Source organism: Sodalinema gerasimenkoae IPPAS B-353 (assembly GCF_009846485.1).
Classification (GTDB): Bacteria; Cyanobacteriota; Cyanobacteriia; order Cyanobacteriales; family Geitlerinemataceae; genus Sodalinema; species Sodalinema gerasimenkoae.
This window is the reverse complement of the sequence record NZ_ML776472.1, coordinates 2885271-2905692: the sequence shown is the minus strand read 5'-3', so window position 1 is coordinate 2905692 and position 20422 is coordinate 2885271. Positions and strand designations below refer to the sequence as shown.

Annotated in this window: 15 protein-coding genes, 1 other RNA gene and 1 pseudogene; 6 read left to right on the top strand and 11 right to left on the bottom strand. The window is 51.4% G+C overall.

The features are described from left to right. The first annotated feature begins 206 nt into the window (after nucleotides 1–206). From L855_RS12680 to L855_RS12660, 5 genes are all read left to right on the top strand, one after another. Nucleotides 207–1211: a phosphoribulokinase gene (locus tag L855_RS12680; RefSeq protein ID WP_159788551.1), complete on the top strand. Its 1005-nt coding sequence runs from the start codon at nucleotides 207–209 to the stop codon at nucleotides 1209–1211. Between the two features lie 383 nt (nucleotides 1212–1594). Continuing rightward, on the top strand, nucleotides 1595–3481 hold the full coding sequence (gene ftsH2 / locus L855_RS12675) for an ATP-dependent zinc metalloprotease FtsH2 (protein ID WP_159788549.1): 1887 nt from the start codon (nucleotides 1595–1597) through the stop codon (nucleotides 3479–3481). 429 nt (nucleotides 3482–3910) lie between these two features. Further along, nucleotides 3911–5005 carry an ATP-binding protein gene (locus L855_RS12670; protein WP_159788547.1) on the top strand — a complete coding sequence of 365 codons (1095 nt, stop codon included), beginning with the start codon at nucleotides 3911–3913 and terminating at the stop codon, nucleotides 5003–5005. 514 nt (nucleotides 5006–5519) lie between these two features. Continuing rightward, nucleotides 5520–7289 (top strand): nSTAND1 domain-containing NTPase, encoded by a 1770-nt coding sequence (locus L855_RS12665; RefSeq protein ID WP_159788545.1) that lies wholly within the window; start codon nucleotides 5520–5522, stop codon nucleotides 7287–7289. An 861-nt stretch (nucleotides 7290–8150) separates the two neighbouring features. Then, nucleotides 8151–8663, top strand: coding sequence for an REP-associated tyrosine transposase (locus tag L855_RS12660; protein WP_159788543.1), 513 nt, complete (start codon nucleotides 8151–8153; stop codon nucleotides 8661–8663). A gap of 299 nt (nucleotides 8664–8962) precedes the next feature. On the opposite strand, the pseudogene L855_RS22870 reads toward L855_RS12660, so the two are convergent. From L855_RS22870 to L855_RS12605, 11 genes and pseudogenes are all read right to left on the bottom strand, one after another. Continuing rightward, nucleotides 8963–10278, bottom strand: a pseudogene (locus tag L855_RS22870) (aminotransferase class V-fold PLP-dependent enzyme). Nucleotides 10279–10293: 15 nt separating this feature from the next. Next, nucleotides 10294–10893, bottom strand: a complete 600-nt coding sequence (locus L855_RS12650) for an SH3 domain-containing protein (protein WP_159788541.1) — start codon at nucleotides 10891–10893, stop codon at nucleotides 10294–10296. Between the two features lie 74 nt (nucleotides 10894–10967). Then, on the bottom strand, nucleotides 10968–12005 hold the full coding sequence (locus L855_RS12645) for a Gfo/Idh/MocA family protein (RefSeq protein ID WP_159788539.1): 1038 nt from the start codon (nucleotides 12003–12005) through the stop codon (nucleotides 10968–10970). A 31-nt stretch (nucleotides 12006–12036) separates the two neighbouring features. Then, on the bottom strand, nucleotides 12037–12783 hold the full coding sequence (rnc, locus tag L855_RS12640; protein ID WP_159788537.1) for a ribonuclease III: 747 nt from the start codon (nucleotides 12781–12783) through the stop codon (nucleotides 12037–12039). A 51-nt stretch (nucleotides 12784–12834) separates the two neighbouring features. Beyond that, an RNA gene (gene rnpB, locus L855_RS12635) (RNase P RNA component class A) lies at nucleotides 12835–13239 on the bottom strand. A gap of 133 nt (nucleotides 13240–13372) precedes the next feature. Then, nucleotides 13373–14209 carry an Npun_R2479 family HD domain-containing metalloprotein gene (locus tag L855_RS12630; RefSeq protein ID WP_159788535.1) on the bottom strand — a complete coding sequence of 279 codons (837 nt, stop codon included), beginning with the start codon at nucleotides 14207–14209 and terminating at the stop codon, nucleotides 13373–13375. 89 nt (nucleotides 14210–14298) lie between these two features. After that, nucleotides 14299–14514, bottom strand: coding sequence for a hypothetical protein (locus tag L855_RS12625; protein WP_159788533.1), 216 nt, complete (start codon nucleotides 14512–14514; stop codon nucleotides 14299–14301). Nucleotides 14515–15013: 499 nt separating this feature from the next. Beyond that, nucleotides 15014–16186: a molybdopterin-synthase adenylyltransferase MoeB gene (gene moeB / locus L855_RS12620; protein WP_159788531.1), complete on the bottom strand. Its 1173-nt coding sequence runs from the start codon at nucleotides 16184–16186 to the stop codon at nucleotides 15014–15016. Between the two features lie 97 nt (nucleotides 16187–16283). Further along, a complete protein-coding gene (locus tag L855_RS12615) occupies nucleotides 16284–16745 on the bottom strand; it encodes a M67 family metallopeptidase (protein WP_246198846.1) in 462 nt (153 codons plus the stop codon). A 41-nt stretch (nucleotides 16746–16786) separates the two neighbouring features. Next, the gene (locus L855_RS12610; protein ID WP_159788527.1) at nucleotides 16787–17500 is read right to left on the bottom strand and encodes a peptidoglycan-binding domain-containing protein; all 714 of its coding nucleotides are present in this window, start codon (nucleotides 17498–17500) and stop codon (nucleotides 16787–16789) included. Nucleotides 17501–17553: 53 nt separating this feature from the next. Beyond that, nucleotides 17554–18762, bottom strand: a complete 1209-nt coding sequence (locus L855_RS12605) for an RNA-guided endonuclease InsQ/TnpB family protein (protein ID WP_159791093.1) — start codon at nucleotides 18760–18762, stop codon at nucleotides 17554–17556. A gap of 342 nt (nucleotides 18763–19104) precedes the next feature. Here L855_RS12605 and L855_RS12600 point away from each other — a divergent pair, with 342 nt between their 5' ends. Further along, complete coding sequence (locus tag L855_RS12600; protein ID WP_159788525.1) at nucleotides 19105–20415, top strand: homoserine dehydrogenase; 1311 nt, start codon at nucleotides 19105–19107, stop codon at nucleotides 20413–20415. Nucleotides 20416–20422: the final 7 nt, after the last annotated feature.

Sequence of the window (20422 nt, the reverse complement as noted above, 5' to 3'; positions counted from 1 at the left end):
CGGTGTGGGACCAAAATGCCAAGAGATGTCAACTCGGGTAGACTTGTTAAACACAGTGGGGTTGGGCGAGGGTATGATACCCAATCATATCCGAGGGGTCGCCTCACTATAAAAAAGCAAATCCCGTCCTGGGAGAAAAAGCCTGTGCTGCAACGCCTAAACGGTCAGCGCCGGGAGTACGTCACATGTGTCGATAGAGGAAACTTATGAGCATGAAGCCAGATCGCGTGGTTCTTATTGGTGTCGCAGGAGATTCGGGTTGTGGGAAATCTACGTTTTTGCGCCGACTCTCCGATTTATTCGGTAAAGAGAAGTTGACCGTCATTTGTCTAGATGACTATCACAGCTTAGACCGTAAAGGACGCAAAGCTGCTGGGGTCACGGCCCTCGACCCTCGCGCCAACAACTTTGATCTGATGTACGAGCAGATCAAGTCTTTGAAAGAAGGCAACCCCATTGACAAACCCATTTACAACCACGAGACCGGAGAACTCGATCCTCCTGAACGAATTAACCCCAATAAAATCATCGTCATCGAGGGGTTGCACCCGATGTATGACGAGCGAGTTCGTGGCTTGCTGGACTTTAGTATCTACCTCGACATCAGTGACGAGGTGAAGATCGCCTGGAAGATTCAACGGGACATGGCAGAACGGGGTCATACCTATGAGGACGTTCTCGCCTCAATTGAGTCTCGTCGGCCTGACTTCGAGCAATACATTGACCCGCAGAAACAACATGCGGATATCGTGATTCAGATTCTGCCGACGAATCTAATCAAAGACGACAAAGAGCGTAAGGTTCTCCGGGTGCGTCTGATTCAACGCAATGACGTTGACCGCCTAGAACCGGCCTATCTCTTTGATGAAGGGTCAACCATTAACTGGACCCCCTGCGGTCGCAAGTTGACCTGCTCCTATCCCGGACTGCGTCTGTTCTACGGTCCCGATACCTACTACGGACATGATGTATCGGTTTTAGAAGTCGATGGACGCTTCGACAACCTCGAAGAGATGATTTACGTCGAGGGCCATCTGAGCAATACCTCTACGAAGTACTACGGTGAACTCGCTCACCTGCTCCTCGAACATAAGGAGTACCCAGGTGCGAATGATGGAACGGGTCTGTTCCAGCTTCTGTCGGGTCTGAAGATGCGTGAAACCTACGAGCGTCTCACCTCTAAGGATTCTAAGGTGGCTGTGGAAGTCTAGGTCTAAGCCTCAACTCAAACTTTACCAAAACCGGAGTCAGGAGTGTAACACTCCGGCTCCGGTTTTTTGTTGCAGACACTTAAAAAAGTACAATACAAACGACAGAAATGCTTTAAATAATCGTGTTTTTCGTATAAATTTAGTCCTGATTAATATGACTAGCTTTACTCGTTCTCTTTCCTATTGCCTATTGCCGGAAGAGGGCGACCACAAGGGTACGCCCCTACGTCCTTTCTGTTCCCTGTTCCCTGTTCCCTGTTCCCTGTTCCCTGTTCCCTGTTCCCTTCTTCCCCCTTTCCCCGAAGTTATGTTACATTTAGTTAAGATTATGAAATGAAAACGCATCTAAAAATAATCGTTGCCGCAATCGGAGATAACTGATTATGAAATTTTCTTGGAGAGTCGCCCTGCTGTGGGCTATGCCATTATTGGTCATTGGTTTCTTTCTTTGGCAGGGGGCCTTCTCGTCCTCAGCCGTCACCAGTGGCGGTAATGCCGCGACCACCCGCATGAGCTATGGTCGCTTCCTCGACTACCTCGATGCCGGACGGGTGACCAGTGTAGACCTCTATGAAGGAGGTCGGACAGCCATTGTCGAAGCACGGGACCTTGACCTCGATAACCGCCTGCAACGGTTGCGGGTTGACCTTCCCGCCAATGACCCGCAACTCATTACGCGACTGCGGGAGGCCAATGTTAGCCTCGATACCCATCCTCCTCGCAATGATGGAGCAATCTGGGGCGTGTTGGGGAATCTCATTTTCCCGATTCTGCTGATTGCTGGTTTGTTCTTCTTGTTCCGCCGTTCGAGCAATGCTCCCGGTGGCCCAGGACAAGCCATGAACTTCGGTAAATCCAAGGCCCGTTTCCAAATGGAAGCCAAAACCGGCATTCTCTTTGATGACGTGGCGGGTGTGGATGAAGCCAAAGAGGAATTACAAGAAGTTGTGACCTTCCTCAAGAAACCTGAACGGTTCACCGCTGTGGGTGCGCGGATTCCTAAGGGGGTACTGTTAGTTGGCCCTCCGGGAACCGGTAAAACTCTCATGGCGAAGGCGATCGCCGGTGAAGCGGGTGTGCCCTTCTTTAGCATCTCCGGTTCGGAATTTGTGGAGATGTTCGTCGGGGTGGGTGCGTCTCGGGTGCGCGACCTCTTCAAGAAAGCTAAAGAAAATGCCCCTTGCATCATCTTTATTGATGAGATTGATGCCGTCGGTCGTCAACGGGGTGCTGGCATCGGTGGTGGTAATGATGAACGGGAACAAACCCTGAACCAACTCCTGACCGAAATGGATGGGTTCGAGGGCAATACGGGAATTATTATTATTGCGGCAACCAACCGCCCCGATGTGCTCGATTCGGCGCTGTTACGTCCCGGTCGCTTTGACCGCCAGGTGTCGGTGGATGCCCCGGATATTCGCGGTCGTCTCTCGATTCTCGATGTCCATGCTCGTAACAAGAAGTTAGATCCGTCCGTGTCGTTGGATGCGATCGCCCGTCGTACTCCTGGCTTCACGGGGGCAGACTTAGCCAACCTTCTCAATGAAGCCGCCATTCTCACAGCACGTCGTCGTAAGGAAGCCGTCACCATGGCCGAGATTGACGATGCAGTAGACCGGGTGGTCGCCGGGATGGAAGGAACGCCGCTCGTCGATAGTAAGAGCAAGCGGCTGATTGCCTATCATGAGGTGGGCCATGCGATCGTGGGAACTCTGGTTAAAGACCATGACCCGGTGCAGAAAGTTACCCTGGTTCCCCGTGGCCAAGCCCGAGGTCTAACCTGGTTTGTCCCCTCGGAAGACCAAACCCTAATTTCTCGGTCTCAGATTCGCGCTCGTATTTCTGGGGCCTTGGGGGGACGTGCTGCTGAAGATGTGATTTTCGGTGATGCAGAAGTCACCACGGGGGCAGGGAATGACTTGCAACAAGTGACGAACATGGCTCGTCAGATGGTAACTCGCTTCGGAATGTCGGATCTCGGTCCCATGTCTCTGGAGAGTCAGTCCTCTGAGGTGTTCTTAGGTCGTGATTTGATGACACGCTCGGAGTATTCGGAGGATATCGCCTCTCGGATTGATGCTCAGGTGCGGGCGATCGTGGAACAATGTTATGAGGAGGCGTGCAGCCTGATTCGTAACAACCGCGCGGTGATGGATCGTCTGGTGGATCTGTTGGTGGAGAAGGAAACCATCGATGGTGAAGAGTTCCGGCAGATTGTGGCGGAATACACTCATGTTCCTGAGAAAGAACAGTTTGTGCCGAGTCTGTAGATAGGCTTAGGTTAAACTTTAACCCCCCAGTTTCTGAATGAGACTGGGGGGTTTTTACGGATAGTCAATCGGTACGACGATGAATCGGGACGACGGTGAATCGGTACGACGGTGAATCGGTAGGATGCGTTGCGGCATCAGTCAAGGTTGGCTGTGTAAGAAAAATCTAAAACTTGCCGCAACGCATCACCCCCGGCAACCCCCCCCATCAATCCATCGGCGGGATAATGAATCAGCGGCCATCGGTGCGTTCCGGCAAGTTTCAAATCTTGGGTCAAAGTTTCAGCTCAATTGATGCCGGGACGCACCCTACCGTTTATCCTCATCTCGTGTTATGGCTCAGCCATGACACGCTCCCCTGGAGGCTCTGCCTCCCGATCTGCCAACAAATGCTGTTACCCTAGAGAGCAAATTATCCTCTTAACCCCGATGACTGCGGATTGTCCTTTCATTGCCGGCTCAATGATTAAAGACCCTCGCTTTTTCGTGGGCCGGCAGCAAGAACTCGATCTGATCCTCAACCGCATGATTGGCACTCAACCCACCAGCATTAGTCTAGTAGGAGCCAAGTGCATCGGTAAATCCTCTTTGCTCTATCATCTCTATCAGACTTACGAGGAGAGACTGGAAAGTAAAGGGATAAATCCTAAACACTATGCGATGGTCTATCTCTCCGTCAAAGCCTACGACTCAGAACCTAAGTTATACGAGGATATTGCCGATAAACTTATCGATGCCCTACCAAAGCACAAAATACTTCAGTGGCCGAGGTCTCAACTAGATCACGTCAAGTCCCGATTGGAAGCCAGACCCCTCAATCGCCATAGTTTTTCGCAAGCCATTCGTGACTGTACAGAATTAGGAGTTTTGCCTGTTTTATGCTTAGACTCATTTGATGATTTATGCAAGAAAACAGAAAGCTTTGATTTGGAATTTTATGAGAATTTACGGTCGCTAATAGACTACAATGATCTGATGTTGATCATGGCTAGCCGTCAGTCCTTGGACAAGCTTTTACCCAAGCTTTACTATACCTCATTTTTTGGAAATATTGGGCATAGCATAACTCTGGAAGAGTTGACAAAGGTTGAAGCTAAAGCGGTTGCTCGTTTGCCTGAATCGACCTCAGATGATGCCGTTCCGGCGTTAAGTGACTACCAGCAAAAACTGACCCTAAACTGGGGAAAGTGCCATCCGTATCTCTTACAACTGGCGGCAGATTCTCTCTGGACTGCTCAACAACAGGGTTTGTCGGGAAAATGGGCAAAACAATACTTCGATCGTAACGCTAAAACATTATCCTCCACGGGCTTTCAATGGATGGGTTTAGGTGTAACCTTAGGATGGATTGTTTGGAACTTTCCTCGACGGCTGGGAGTCTGGGCTGGGTTTCTCGGCAGTCAGCGTAAAGAATTTAAACAGTGGGCTGTGGGAATGGTTATCCTAATTATCTTCATATCGGGAGTCTCAGGGAGGGTTTCCTGGGATGAGATTCAAGAATGGCTATCTAAGTTTTTCAAGTAGTAAAATTATAGGAGTTTCCCTAATCTTGGACTATCTTAAACGTTGCTGTCAGATTCTTTACTGGTCTTTCTTTAAGCCTTATACATTGAATCAATATCTTAAGGCAATCGACTCCGATCTTAGTCTTGTTGATAATCCTTTTGAGCATCGAGCCAAGTTTTCGAGTAAGCCCAAACTTAAGACTTATGCTCAACAAGTTGTTCATATCAACATTATTACGCCAATTTTGATAACCCTAGGAGTGGCGGTTCTATATTCTAGCATATCTGGAGAAGCGTTCAGTTTTCTAGACAGTGCATTGTTTTTGGTGGGTTGGGTAATGGGGCTTTATTTAGCTCAGAAATATTATAATAACCTGACTAGGTGGACAGTCATTTTGATGATTTTTACATGGTTACCTGGTCTTGTTTTCCTAGGGTTCAATTTATTGATGGGAAGATTATTTCCAGAATTAATGCAACCCTGGTTTGAGTTCTGGGCAGGGGCAATACCCATAATCCAATTGTTATTACCTGTGGTGCTCGGCGTGGTGCTCGGCGTGGTGCTCGGCGTGGCGTTCGGCGTGGCGTTCGGCGTGGCGTATTTCTTAGGCTTATTTCGCATTTACTTTTGGTTGCCCGAAGTTCTCTGGATGATGGGACTGCAAGGACTTGTCCGGAAGGGAGAAGAAGCGCAATGGTTACGATACTTACCCCCTTACTTCGATCAAGTTATTTTTCTGCCCCTGCCGTTTCTAACTGAATTTCTGATTGAGGCTTATGGCCAAAGTCCCCAGGCGACTCAGGACACCCTCGACTATCTGTCGAGTTCCACGAACCAGCAACGAGTTGTCCTTGAGGCTATGGTGGGGATTGCCGCTGATTCCACCCGTCGCTGCGATCGCCTCAGTGACATTGCCAACATTGTCGACACCCTGGCCTGGATTCCCTCCCCACCTCCCCGCCAACTGGGGTCTATCCTCCCCAGTCTCTTGGATATTAGTCGTGATGTCCGCGCCGCTCAACAGGGGAGTTCTCCCTACCGCAAAGTGGAACTCCTCAGAGAACCTATTGAGAAACTGCAAACCCTGCAACAATCCCTAAACCTGCCGGACAATGCCAAAATCGCCCCCCTCTTTGGCGCTACTGTACAGCGTTGGCAAGGACTGGTAAATCAGGCAAAACGCAGTTGGGGAGAAGAGGCAAACCGTCGGGGTGAGATTCCCCCAGCTTATATCACTGGATCTGCCCTCGACCCCAGAACCTCCGAGGGACGGTTTAAAGGTCGTCAGGATATCTTCGAGGCCCTAGAAACCGTTGCCCTAGCTGATCAAGCCCCCATTTTGCTCCTCTATGGGGGACGACGCACAGGCAAAACCTCCGCTTTGAAATATCTGCCCCGGCGAGTGGGGAGCGATCTGATTCCCCTCCTGGTTGACTGTCAGGGTATTGCCGAAGCCACCAGCCTGCCGGGGGTGGCAGAAGGCTTTGCGGCACAAATCACCAAGTCGGCCCGGGTTAACCGTAACCTACAACTGCCAGCCATTAACCGAGAGGAACTGGAGGTCGATCCCTTTCGGGAACTGCGGCGTTGGTTCAAGCGGATTGAAACGACGGTTCAACAAAAACGCTTTCTCCTCTGCTTGGATGAATTTGAACGACTCCGGGAAGTGGTGGCGGCCACCAACAGTCGAGTTCCGCTCAACTTTCTGCGTAGTACCTTCCAGAATCATGAGCGTTGGGTAGTGCTGTTTAGTGGTTCTCATACCCTTGATGAGTTAGAGGACTATTGGAGTGACTATCTCATCAATAGCCAATCCCTGCGAATGACCTATCTACGAGAGACGGAGGCCCGGGAGTTAATCTGTCATCCAGTGTCAGAGTTCCCGGAGATTTACGAACCAGAGGCGGTGAATCGGATTCTTCACTGGACTCGGTGCCAACCCTATTTAACGCAATTAGTTTGTACGGTATTGGTCGATCGCCTCAATCAAGAGCGTTCTGGCCGGTCTGAGGACAATTCACCGCTGAGAAAGGCCACGGCTGCTGACATTGATGCTGTGGTTGCTGATGCCTTGGAAATGGCAAAAGGCTATTTTAACGAGTTATGGACGCGCAGTTTAAGTGAGGCGGAACGGGACTGTATCCGAGAACTCTTCAGCACCGATGCGGTTACGGTCAATTCTAAAGTCCAACGCAAGCTAATCGAGCGCGAAATTTTGACACGGGAGGGGGATAATTTCTGTTTTCAGGTTCCTCTAATTGAACGGTTTTGTCGGGAACGGGTGCAGGATGAATCCATTTAACATCGTTAATAAATCGGTGTTAATAAATCGGTAGGATGTGTTGCGGCATCAGTCAAGGTTTGCGGTGTCAGAAAAATCATAAACTTGCCGCAACGCATCATCCCCGGCGCCAATCGGTGCGTTCCGGCAAGTTGGACATCTTGGGTCAAGGTTTAAAATGGATCGATGCCGGGACGCACCCTACCATTGGCTGTATTATTAACCCGGGAAATCGATGCGTTCCGGCAAGTTGGACATCTTGGGTCAAGGTTTAAGATGGATCGATGCCGGGACGCACCCTACCATTGGCTGTATTATTAACCCGGGAAATCGGTGCGTTCCGGCAAGTTGGACATCTTGGGTCAAAGTTGAAAATGGCTCGATGCCGGGACGCACCCTACCGTTGACTGTATTATTAACCCGGGCCATCGGTGCGTTCCGGCAAGTTGGACATCTTGGGTCAAAGTTGAAAATGGCTCGATGCCGGGACGCACCCTACCGTTGACTGTATTATTAACCCGGGCCATCGGTGCGTTCCGGCAAGTTGGACATCTTGGGTCAAAGTTGAAAATGGCTCGATGCCGGGACGCACCCTACCGTTGACTGTATTATTAACCCGGGCCATCGGTGCGTTCCGGCAAGTTGGACATCTTGGGTCAAAGTTGAAAATGGCTCGATGCCGGGACGCACCCTACCGTTGACTGTATTATTAACCCGGGCCATCGGTGCGTTCCGGCAAGTTGGACATCTTGGGTCAAAGTTGAAAATGGCTCGATGCCGGGACGCACCCTACCGTTGGCTGTATTATTAACCTGGAAAAGGTTTAAAATGGATTGGTGCCGGGACTCACCCTACCGTTTGGTCTATCATTCCTAAAATGAGATGGCAAATTATCGGCGGAAACCTTGGAACGGGGCCACGTATTTTATAACACAGGTGACCTGCGATCGCCAGCCTTGGTTGTGTCGTGATATAGCTCGTTTGGCCTTGCGAGAGGCAATCACAAAAGTTCGCCGAAAACGTCCTTTTGAAATCGACGCCTTTGTCTTGTTACCTAACCATTTCCATGGTCTATGGACGTTACCAGAAAATGATGGAGATTTATCGACGCGAATGCGTTTGCTGAAAAGCTACATGACACGTTCAATTGGTGATCAATTAAATTTGAATACAAAAACAACCCCATCCCGAGAAGCCCGTCGGGAACGCAATTTATGGCAGCGGCGGTTTTGGGAACACCGGGTGAGAGATGAAGAAGAATTTGCCGCCTATTGCGATTATATTCACATCAATCCGGTTAAACATCAATTGTGCCAATCTCCCACCGATTGGCCCTGGTCAAGCGTTCATCGATTTATTCAACAAGGCATTTATTCTCTTGACTGGGGCATTTAATCGGTAGGTTAATCGGTGGGTCAATCGGTAGGATGCGTTGCGGCATCAGTTGAGGTTGGCGGTGTCCAAAAAATCCTAAACTTGCCGCAACGCATCATCCCCAAGCAAACACCCCCATCAATCCATCTGCGGTGCGTTCCGGCAAGTTTCAAATCTTGGGTCAAGGTTTAAGATCCATTGATGCCGGGATGCATCCTACTGTTTGGTCTATCATTAATCTGGGAAAGCGGTGCGTTCCGGCAAGTTGCAAATCTTGGGTCAAAGTTTCAGCTCAATTGATGCCGGGACGCACCCTACCGTCAATTGCCCTCGATAAAGCGACGAATCTGCTGCAATACCTCCCCAATCTCCCCCTCATCCGTGAAGTAATGGACACAGGCCCGGACACAACTGGGGTCGAGAATCGTCCGTACCATCACCCCTTGCTCCTGCAAAAACTGTACCAGGCCCTTGTGTTTCCCTGACTCCAACACAAAGGAGACTAACCCCGCCTCCGGGGGGGCCGTCCGTAAACAGGTGACCTGGGAAATCTCCCCTAACCCTTGCCAAAGTCGTTCACTATTGCGGCAAATTTGCTGATAGCGTTCCCTTGCTGTTCCCCAACTCCGATGAAGGGCGATCGCCTCCCGTAACCCCACATATAACGGATAGGCCGACGTGGCAATCTCATAGCGTTGCGCATCGGGTTTCCAGCCGGTGGGATTGCCGATTCCATCCATGGTAATGCCGCGCCAACCGATAAAGGTGGGGCGCAAACTGGCCATGGCCTCAGGGTGACAGTAAAACCCACCCACTCCAGCAGGCCCACAAAGCCATTTATGACCGGTAAAGGCATAATAATCTACCCCAGAGGCTCCCACCCACTCCAGCAGGCCCACAAAGCCATTTATGACCGGTAAAGGCATAATAATCTACCCCAGAGGCAGCTAACTCTAGGGGTAACACTCCCACGGACTGAGCCGCATCGGCTAAGACGCGAATCGGCTCCCCAAACCGGGTTTGCACCCGGCGACAAGCCTCCTGACTGAGCCGCATCGGCTAAGACGCGAATCGGCTCCCCAAACCGGGTTTGCACCCGGCGACAAGCCTCCACAATCTCACGGAGGGGTAACACCTGTCCTGTATTCCAGAGGATATGACTCAACACCACTAAACGGGTATTCGGCGTCAAAGCGGCCGCAATCACCTCAACCGCGTTGTTCGTGTTGAGGGTGGCTTGAACCGGGCAAATGTCCACCTCAATACCAAAGCGATATTGAAGTTCCTTCACCGTCGCCACCACCCCCGGATGTTCGCAGTCAGTCATGAGAAGGCGATCGCCCTGCTGCCAATCCATCCCCCACAGCGCAATGTTACAGCCGACGGTAACATCCTCCGTCAGAGCAATGGTGTCCGCTGTTGCCCCCAACTCCTGGGCGATCGCCTCCCTTGTCCCCTTAGCACAATCCTGGGCCCAAGCATTGGCTTGAGCGGAAAAGGGACCAATCTGTTGCACCCACTCATAGGCTTGATGGATAGCGTCCATCGCTGGCTGAGATAGAGGCCCCTGACCGCCATAATTGAGATAGGTTTTATTGCCCAGGGCCCGAAACTGTTGTCGTTGTTGTTGAGACACCGTTGCTCTTAAGTCTTAGTTGTTGTTGTCGTTGGAATAGAAACGGGTACAGTTCCCAATCTTATCAACCACCCCGTCCCGTCCCACGCGAATATAGCCCATGGCTGGCTGTTCAACAGGTAACCAGATATGACCCGCTTCATCCATGCTGGGGTTGGTACTCCCGAGAATAATCGCGGCCCCTTCACTGAGAAATCGGACAATCTCACTGTTGGGATTATTGGAGCGATGGACATTCAGACCATCGGGAGCGACCACATTCCGCGCTAAACTCACATCGGGACACATCGCCGGTTGAAATCGTGCTGTCCTCGCGGGTTGTTGAGCCACTGGCTCATCGGCGTCCCCATCACAGACATACTCCGACCAAACATAGCCACGATAGTCCGAAGCCGCTACCGGCTGCCAGTTCCCGGCTGGGGGGGCAACTCGCTCGATGGAGGTCTGATTGTCGAGAATGGTCAATACCCGACCTCCGGGGGCTTCCCGCAGGTTCAAGCGGGGGCCAGGGGTGCAGACATGAGCGTCGTTAGGATAAGACTGAGCGATCGCCGCATTACCCCCCATTAATGCAGTTGTCAGAGCTAGGGGAAGAAAAGCAAGAGGAAATTTCATGGTATTAGGAGCTTCAAGGCTCTTTAACGCAGTTGCTTTGAATTCTAGCGGACGTACTGCCCAATCCAAGAGCTTTAAGACAGATTTATTAGCCGACCCCCCTCTCGACAGGACTGAGATAGGCTCTCCAACACCCGCACCAACTGCGCCCCCACCCAACCAGAGGAGCGATCGCAGCTTTGGCCAGTTTCAATCCCCTCCAGGAAGCGATCGCAGACCCGTCGCAGGGGTTCCCCAGGAGCCACCTCAATGGCTTCTGGAGTGACGGCACTGGGCTGCCAAATTCCTGTCTCATCCTGGGTCAGTTGCCCCTGAATCAGGGTTAAGGGAGTCGCCGCCAATTCATCAAACACCAGAGTTCCGGCACTGCCAACCACCGCTAAACGTCGTTGTTTATCGGGGTTCGCCCAACACAGATGAATGGTGGTCTCCACCCCACTGGGATAGACTAACCGTGCCCAGGCCAAATCTGCCAAACCATCGGGGAACAGATGCCGCGAGGCTCCATCTCCTTGGAATTGCAGCCAAATTTTGCCCGTTCCCTGGACTTGAACCGGAAACTCTCCCAACCAGTGATTAAAAATCGCAATATCGTGGATGGCTAAATCCCAGAGAGCATCGACATCATAGCGAACGGGACTCAGATGAGTGCGCGCCGCATAGCCATAGCGAAGTTCCCCAAGACGACCTTGACGCAAGACCTCGGCCCCTCGTTCCACATCAGGATTGAAGAGATAGGTATGGTCAATATTGAGCAGTCGTTGCTGCTTTTGGGCCAACTCCCACAGGGCGATCGCCGTGTCGGACTCCAAGGTTAGAGGCTTCTCTGCCAAGACATGATAGCCTCGTTCAAGAGCCTCGCGGATGGTGCTTTCATGGTCTGTGGCGGGGGTGGCCACAATGATTCCCTGAGCAGGTAAGTCCTGGGTATCGTGCCAATCTTCACTCAACCTCACCCCAGCAGCTTTGAGGTTAAAGCGTTGATTGACCGCCTCTAACCGTTGGCGATCGCGATCGACCACCGCCAGCAAATCCCCTTTCGGATGCTCTAAGATATTGCGAATCAGGTGATTGCCCCAACGACCCGCGCCAATGATAATAATGCCTGTCATAACCTCTGCTGAAACGGTGAGCTGCAATCGTTTACGCTTGGGAGACGGGGGATTGTTGGGGATTTTCAGCCTGAGATAAGGCCACAAAAGCCTCTCGGGCCGCCGCCTGTTCCGCCGCCTTAATCGATCGCCCCGTTCCCTGGCCTAGACAGCGGTCATTGAGCCAAACCTCAGCGGCGAAGCGGCGATCGCTATTATGTTCTCGGGTGACCTGTTCCACCACACGATAGTCTGGAAGTTGCCGATAGTGACCTTGAGTCCATTCTTGCAACGCCGCCTTATAGTTTTGCCGAGCCGGATCTTGACGCACTTCCTCCGCCAGGGGACGAAACGGTTTATCCAACCAAGGGCGCACCAAGGTCGTATCATGGCTGCTCAGATACAGGGCCGCTGCCACCGCCTCTAAGGCATCCGCTAACCGGGAACGATAGCCAGCTTTATCCCCAGTCGCACTTCCTCCAACTAACAAGTAACGCTGAAAGCCATAAGACTCGGCAATATCTGCCAGAGTGCGATCGCTCACCAGGACTGAACGAATGGCCGCATAGTCTCCTACCTTGGCCTCGGGGTAACTCTCCCAGAGAAACTCGGCTGAGGCCAGACGAATCGCCGCATCGCCGATGAACTCCAAACGTTCATAGTTGCGAGTGGGGGAAATCGTCGGATGGGTTAAAGCGATATCCAAGAGATCCCAATTAATGCGGGGGTCGGGTTCTAACCCCAACTTGAGGATAAATTGATGTAAAGCGTCTTGACGACGGGGATGCAGAGGGACCATAGGGTGTGGGGGAGGAATCAGGCGGATTAAACAGAGGCGAGACTAAAAAATAGAGAAAGTAGTCGTAAGCCGGGTTCTGTTCTCTCCCATCGTCGAAAACGATGAGAGGGGCAGTTATCTATCTGGGACGTTTGTTACCAAACGCCTCAAGCGGTTCTCCAACTTCGGAACCGGTAAAAGACCAACCTTGGTTCCGGCGACCTTGCACCCACTCGGGGTTTACCGAGCCAGTACCTCTCGATACTGCTGGTGCGCTCTTACCGCACCTTTGCACCCTTACCCTGAAGACGCATCGGCAAGCCGCGACATCCTTCAAGGCGGTATGTTTCTGTGGCACTTTCCTCACGCTCACGCGCACTGGGCGTTACCCAGCAAGTTCGGTCTTTCGGGTGTCCGGACTTTCCTCAAACTGGCTAAAGCAATGCCCCGCCAGTTCGCAACTGCCTCACCTACTTTCTCTGATCCTAGTGTGACAGCAGATCTGCTCTAGTGACAAGATCGTGAATCTTTGAGGGCAATTGGCAGACCCCGGCTGAGGCTCACAGCCATCGAAGACGCGGCCATAGAGACCAACCAGCCGAGTTCAGAATCAGACCGCTGCATGTTCAACGCGAAAGACATTACTAAAGAGATTGGCGACAATTTGTTTCCCTTCTTGAGTCACTTCTAGGTATTTCAGCCCATCTTTGATATAGGGATACACGCCATGCCAATAAAACTTGGGATAGCCATTGCGTAAATCTCCAGGGGTTTTGTAGCCTAGGGCCTTATTGGTTCCTGTTTCTTCAAATTCATAGAAGAGGGCACTAATTTTTTGTAGATACCGGGGGTCACTGAGTTGTCCGATGAGATCCGCCGCCCGGACTAATCCCGGTAAGTTGGAGGTATCTTGATGATCTTCCCCAGCGGGAACGGGAAACCGCGTCAGTTCCATACTGCTACGGATGAGTTCGGCATCAATGAGACGATGACCGCCAAAGCGTTCATCAATAAAAAGCTTGCCGCGATCAACATGATAGGGAGTCAGTGCCGCATCCGTCGCCCCTGGAACCAGATGAACCATGGTGTCGTCAATGCCCGTTGAGTATAAACGCCGGGTGGGGTCATCTTTGCGACAAACCCCTTTGACATAACCAATGTCATGACAGAGTAAGGCGATGGTGAAGTGTAGCCAGTCTTCACAGGAGACACCTCCCTCGCGGATATGTCGCCCTCGCAAGATATCCTGTCCCACGAGGGTGACAAAAATGGTGTGCTCCACGTTGTGATAGAGGGCATCACTATTGGCGATGTTTTCAAGGGCCATACCGCCCGCCCAGCCGATAATCTCGGCATAGTCGGACTTTAACCCTCCATAGGTGCGGTGGTAGTTCTCCTGGAGTTTGGGGACAAAACGGTCGATGAGTAACTGGGTGGCATTAAACATCGCCTGTTTTCCTTTGCTGTTTCTGTTGGGGGGATTGGGTCACAGGCCGTACTAGGGCAACGTTCTAATCCTCCATTTTAGCAACTTCCCTACCCATCTCGGCGATCGCCCGTGCAAGAAACCCAACCGCGACGCACGGCGTGGAGAAGACGGTTGAGCAGGGTGTAGTCCGCTTCCGTGAGGCGATCGCTCAGTAGGTACGACCGCAGTTGCAGGCGATCAGCTTTGGTGAGCTTGCCATTTTCCCAAACTTGGAAGAAAAAGTCAGATAAGGTCGGTAGTGAAGGTAAAAATGAATTGGTCATTATCTTAAGAAAATCTTCTATTTCTTTAATGGTGGCTTAAGTTCCGTCAACCTGCGGCGATCTGATACCGGTAAGTCGGTAATTGCGATCGCCTCATGAGGTAATTGGGATCGCCTAAACTCGTGATAGGGATCGCTTAAATTCAGCGATCTCTATCACAATAATTCTCTCAACTATCTGTAACTTAAACGACAAAATCTTTAATCTTTACAAAATTTATCGATTCTTAAGAAATGGAATACAGGGCAAAAACGTGGTTAATGTCAGCAAATTTTGACCAAAAAAACAAGAAATCATGACAAACTTTGTCCCGAAAAAAACCCCAGTCTTGGAGAACTGGGGTTAAACCATCTAAGGGTCTTTTCTTTTGTCGCCTCCCTCGTCCTCCCAGGCTTCAGGAGGCGTTGCCGCCAAGGGAAGGTGTCACCGCTTCAGCCATGACACCCGAGACGCGACACCGCAGACGTGAAAAAGAATGCGGACAAGACCGCTACATTCCTTAATATTTCGGCACCGAGGCATCAATTTCCTCACTCCAGGCAGCAATCCCACCTTTGAGGTTGATTCCCTCAATGCCCGCTTCCTTAAGAATGGATAACGCCTTAGCCGAGCGGCCTCCGAGTTTACAATGAGCAATCAGACGCTTGCCGTCGAGCATCGACTTAATCGTCTCAACCCCTTTCCCATCCTCAATCTCAGGCAACGGAACCAAGGTTGAACCGTCAATTTTACCGATTTCGTACTCATTGGGGTTACGAACATCCACCAACACAAAATCATCGGAACCACTATCCATGAGGCTTTTCAGTTCCGAGACCGTCATTTCTTGAAGATCCATCTTTTGTTTATTTTCCTCCGCTTTAGCTTGGGGAATGCCACAAAACTGCTCATAATCAATGAGTTTGTCAATTTTGGGGCGTTCCGGGTTCGGTCGTAACTTCAACTCACGAAACGACATCTCTAAAGAATTATACAGTAGAAGACGTCCACTTAGGGTTGTGCCACGGCCAAGAATAATCTTCAGGGTTTCCGTGGCCTGAATCACCCCAATCATTCCCGGTAAAATCCCTAAAACGCCTCCCTCGGCACAAGAGGGAACCATTCCCGGCGGTGGAGGTTCAGGATATAAGTCTCGATAATTGGGGCCCCCCTCATAGTTAAACACCGTCGCCTGGCCCTCAAAGCGGAAAATCGAGCCATAGACATTGGGTTTATTGAGCAACACACAAGCATCATTGACCAGATAGCGGGTGGGGAAGTTATCCGTTCCATCCACCACGATATCGTAGGGTTCAATAATCTCTAGGGCATTCTCCGACGAGAGGCGAGTTTCATAGAGGTTGACCTGACAATCGGGGTTAATCTCATGAATGCGAGTCTTGGCTGATTCAATTTTCGGTTTCCCCACCCAGGAGGTTCCATGAATCACCTGGCGTTGTAGGTTCGAGTTGTCCACAACATCGAAATCCACAATGCCCAGAGTGCCGATGCCCGCCGCCGCCAGATAGAGTAACAACGGAGAACCGAGTCCGCCCGTGCCGATACAGAGAACTTTGGCAGCTTTCAGACGCTTCTGCCCTTCTAGGCCCACTTCAGGCAGGATTAGATGGCGAGAATAGCGTTCATAGTCCGCATTGGTCAGTTGAATTTGCTCTAAGTTTGGATTGAGCATGGTAATGGGTCTAAGACTTGTAGAGTCGAGAACGTATATCGTCCAGTCTATTATTCTAGCGACTGCGATCGCCCCCCATCTATCCCCTTACCAAAAGTTAAGCATCTCCGGCTGAGTCGAGCTGCAAGGGAACCCCTTGAAACCGATGGTCCTCATCTAACCGCCAGCAGCGACTGTCCCCAGCCACCCCATCGCGGACAGAAACAATCAAATAATAATACTCGGGCCAAGCCCACTGGCGATCGCACTCCGAAGGAACCGCCTCATGATTGGGGTGGGAGTGATAAATCCCCAAAATCCGCCATTGGCGATGACGGGCCGTCTTCTGAGCCGCCAACATCAGTTCTGGGGCAATCGTATAGCGACGTTCCTGAGTATTCCAATCCTCAACCTCCTCAAACTGAACCGCCGCCGACTCATCCCAAGCATTCTCAGCCGGCCAAACCTCCATTACCCGAGCCTGTCGTTCATCATAAGTTCCCAACAGCAGGCCACAGCATTCATGAGGATAAGTCCTTTCCCCATGACGGCCAATCTCCCGCAACTGCTCCCGAGACATCCCCAACATCAACACCCTACTGCCTACTGCCTTCTCCCCCCTCAATACCCCAACAACGCATTCCACGTCATCGGTCCCACCACCCCATCAACCGTCAGCCCTGAACGGGATTGGAACCGTTCCACAGCGGTGATAGTCGCCCCTGCATAGATGCCATCAATTTCACCCTGATAGATCCCCAAATCCTGTAAAAGTAGTTGTAGTTCAACCACCGCTGACCCCTCAGCCCCCCGTGACAACAGCGGTAAATTACGACTCGGGGGAGTCGACAGGGAACTCCCCGATAAGGCCGTACCATTCGCTTCAGGACTAGGTAGCCATTGATTCGAACTGACGGGTGCTGAGTCTAGATTAACGGGGTCATCAACTGGCCTGGCCACTCCCCCGAGCGGTAGGGGCGGAAACAGCCGACTCCAGGTCTGGCCCCCAACCACGCCATCTACCTCAATTCCGGCAGCTTCCTGGAAGGCTGAGACAGCTCTAGCGGTCTGTTCTCCATACTCCCCATTGACTGTACCGCCATAAAACCCCATCAGTTGTAAAATTGCCTGGAGTTCCCGCACCTCAGACCCATTGCTGCCAATCCGTAACAATGGACGAGAGACATTGAGATCTCGGGACTGTTGAGCGAGTTGGTTGTCCGGCTGGGGGTGAGGACGGCCCCAGCTTGGGGCAGACACAACCAGGACGGTGGCCATCATCATCGCCGTCGAGAAACTCCGAGAAAGAACAGTGGCGTTTAACAAGAGCTTCACGGTAGGGGACTCCCAAAGGTTGACAACAGGATTTAGCATTGACACTCCCCAGCCTAAAGGCGTGGGGATTCTTCCTTCAACGATCCGACTTGCCCTGACAGGTTTGCACCAGCCAAAGTAGCGGTCAAATCTCCAGAAGCGTTTGGGTCATCGACCCAAGTTCCGGTATGCCCTACCGTACTTAAGGCAGCATTCAGAATGTTGACGGCTGCGTTGTGGTCTCTATCCAACTCGCACCCACACTGACAAACGTGAGTTCGAGTCGAAAGACTTTTCTGGACCACCGTGCCGCAACTCGAGCATTTTTGAGAGGTATAGGCAGGATTCACCGCCACGGTAATCTTGCCGAATTTCACTCCAAAATGCTCCAACCATTTCCTAAATTGATACCAACCAGCATCGTGAATCGACTTGGCGAGACAGTGGTTTCTCACCAGATTCTTAATCCTCAAATTTTCGTAGGCTACCAAATCGTTAGATCGGATTACGCAACGCGCCAGTTTCTTGGCGTGTTCCTCACGTTGCCGACTTATTTTGAGGTGTACTCGTCTGAGTCGATTGACGGCTTTTTTTCGGTTAGCAGAGCCTTTCTGTTTTTTGCTCACCCTTCGGTGAGCGCGTTTCAGCTTTTTCTCGGCGTTTCGGTAAAACCTCGGGTTCGGTTCGCACTCCCCGTTGGAATCGGTGTAGAACTCAAGGAGTCCGACATCTAAACCCACGGTATTTCCTGACGGTTTGAGTTCTTCTCGAACCTCTACTTTGACGCAGAACTGAGCGTAATAGCCATCGGCTCTGCGAACCAGTCGAACCCGCTTGATTTGTTCGATACCGTAAAATGCCAAATCCCAGGTTCCAACTAGCTTCAGTCGCCCGACATTCTTCTTGTCGGTAAAGACAATGTGTTTGGGGTCGAGTAACTTCCAACCGGAAGTTTTGTACTCGACAGAACGACTGTTTTTCTTGAACCTGGGATATCCTTTCTTGCCAGGAACAGACTGGCGACAGTTCTCGAAAAATCGAGAAATTGCCGACCAAGCACGTTCTGCTGAAGCTTGACGAGCCGTGCTGTTGAGTTCTCTAGCAAAATCATACTCTCGGGCGAGTACCCGACAGTACTTATTGAGGTCGTATTTGTTGACCCCAGGGGTATCCATCCAATAGCGCAGTGCCTTGTTGCGAACGAACTGTGCGGTTCGGATCGCTTCGTCAATCGCCGCGTATTGGTGGGGCTTCCCTTTGATTTTGAACTCAAGAACAAGCATCGCACCGTTGGCATCGGTTGTGCGGACAATCTTGGCACAAAAAAGCAGGATTGTCAAAAGCCGTCCTAGAAGGACGGGGTTTTAGACCCAAAATTTTCGATAAAATACCATCAGAGGACTTGATGCACCGGGGTCTAGGAGGACTTCTATTCCCACTGATATTTTGACACAGGGCGATCGCCCTTCGGGTTCAGTCCCGATCCATCTCCAGCAATTTGAGACTCATTCTCAAACTGAACCCGGAAAGCAGGAGGGGTTTTGTGGTAAAGTTTTAAGGGACTCGAACCCTGATTACTAGGGAGTTTGAGAGTTCACCCCCGTCGTCAAAACGAATCGTAAGTTGTGACATATAAAGTCGGTATACTCGGATTAGGTACAGTTGGCACAGGAACGGCACAAATCCTAACAGACCCCTCAGGCCGTCATCCCCTCCTCACAGAGTTGGAGATTGCTCAAGTGGGGGTGCGATCGCTCGATAAACCCCGAGCAGTGGACTTACCCAGTTCGATCTTCACCACAGACTTAGAGGCGATCGTCAGTAACCCTGACCTGGATATTATTGTCGAACTCATTGGCGGGGTTGAACCGGCGCGATCGCTCATCCTCAAGGCGATCGCCCACGGAAAGCATATCGTCACCGCCAACAAAGCCGTCATTTCCCGTCATGGCGATGAAATCTTCGACGCCGCCAACGCTAAAGGCGTGTACGTGATGCTCGAAGCCGCTGTCGGTGGTGGCATTCCCGTGATTCAACCCCTCAAACAAGCCTTGGGGGTCAATCGCATCAAACGAGTCACCGGGATTGTCAACGGAACCACCAACTATATCCTCACCCGCATGAAAAATGAGGGAGCGGACTTTGCGGACGTTCTCGCTGATGCACAACGGCTCGGCTATGCGGAGGCTGACCCCACCGCTGATGTAGATGGCCTCGATGCGGCTGATAAAATTGCCATCTTGGCCTCGTTAGCCTTTGGCGGCCGCATTCGCCTAGAGGATGTTCATTGCGAGGGAATTCGTCACATTAGTTCCACGGAAATCGACTACGCCGAAAAACTGGGTTTTATTATTAAACTCTTGGCGATCGCCCAAGAAGACATCCCGGAAAACAGTAACGATGGAACTCCTCAAAAACTCTCCCTAAAAGTCCATCCCACCCTACTCCCTAAATCCCATCCCTTGGCCAGTGTTGATGGTGTGTTTAATGCCATCTTGGTTGAAGGGGAACCCCTCGGACAAGTGATGTTCTTTGGTCCAGGGGCCGGGGCCGGGGCCACCGCCAGTGCTGTGGTCTCCGATATCCTCAATATCGCCGCCATCCTGAAAACCGAAACCGAGCCAATTCCTCATCCCCTCCTCAGTTGCACTCACCAACATTTCTGTGCGATCGCCCCCATGGAGGACTCGGTGACACGCTTCTATGTCCGAGTCAAAACTCAAGATTCTTCAGGGGTGATTGGTCAACTAGGAACCTGTTTTGGCAATCATGACGTGAGTTTAGAATCCATTGTTCAGATTGGTTTGAGCGACCAGTTAGCTGAAATTGTCCTGGTGACCCATCATGTCCGTGAAGGAGATTTCCGGGCCGCCTTAGCCAGTATCTCCCAACTCGAAGCCGTGGCGGAAATTCCCAGCGTCATTCGGGTTTGGTAGCACTCTC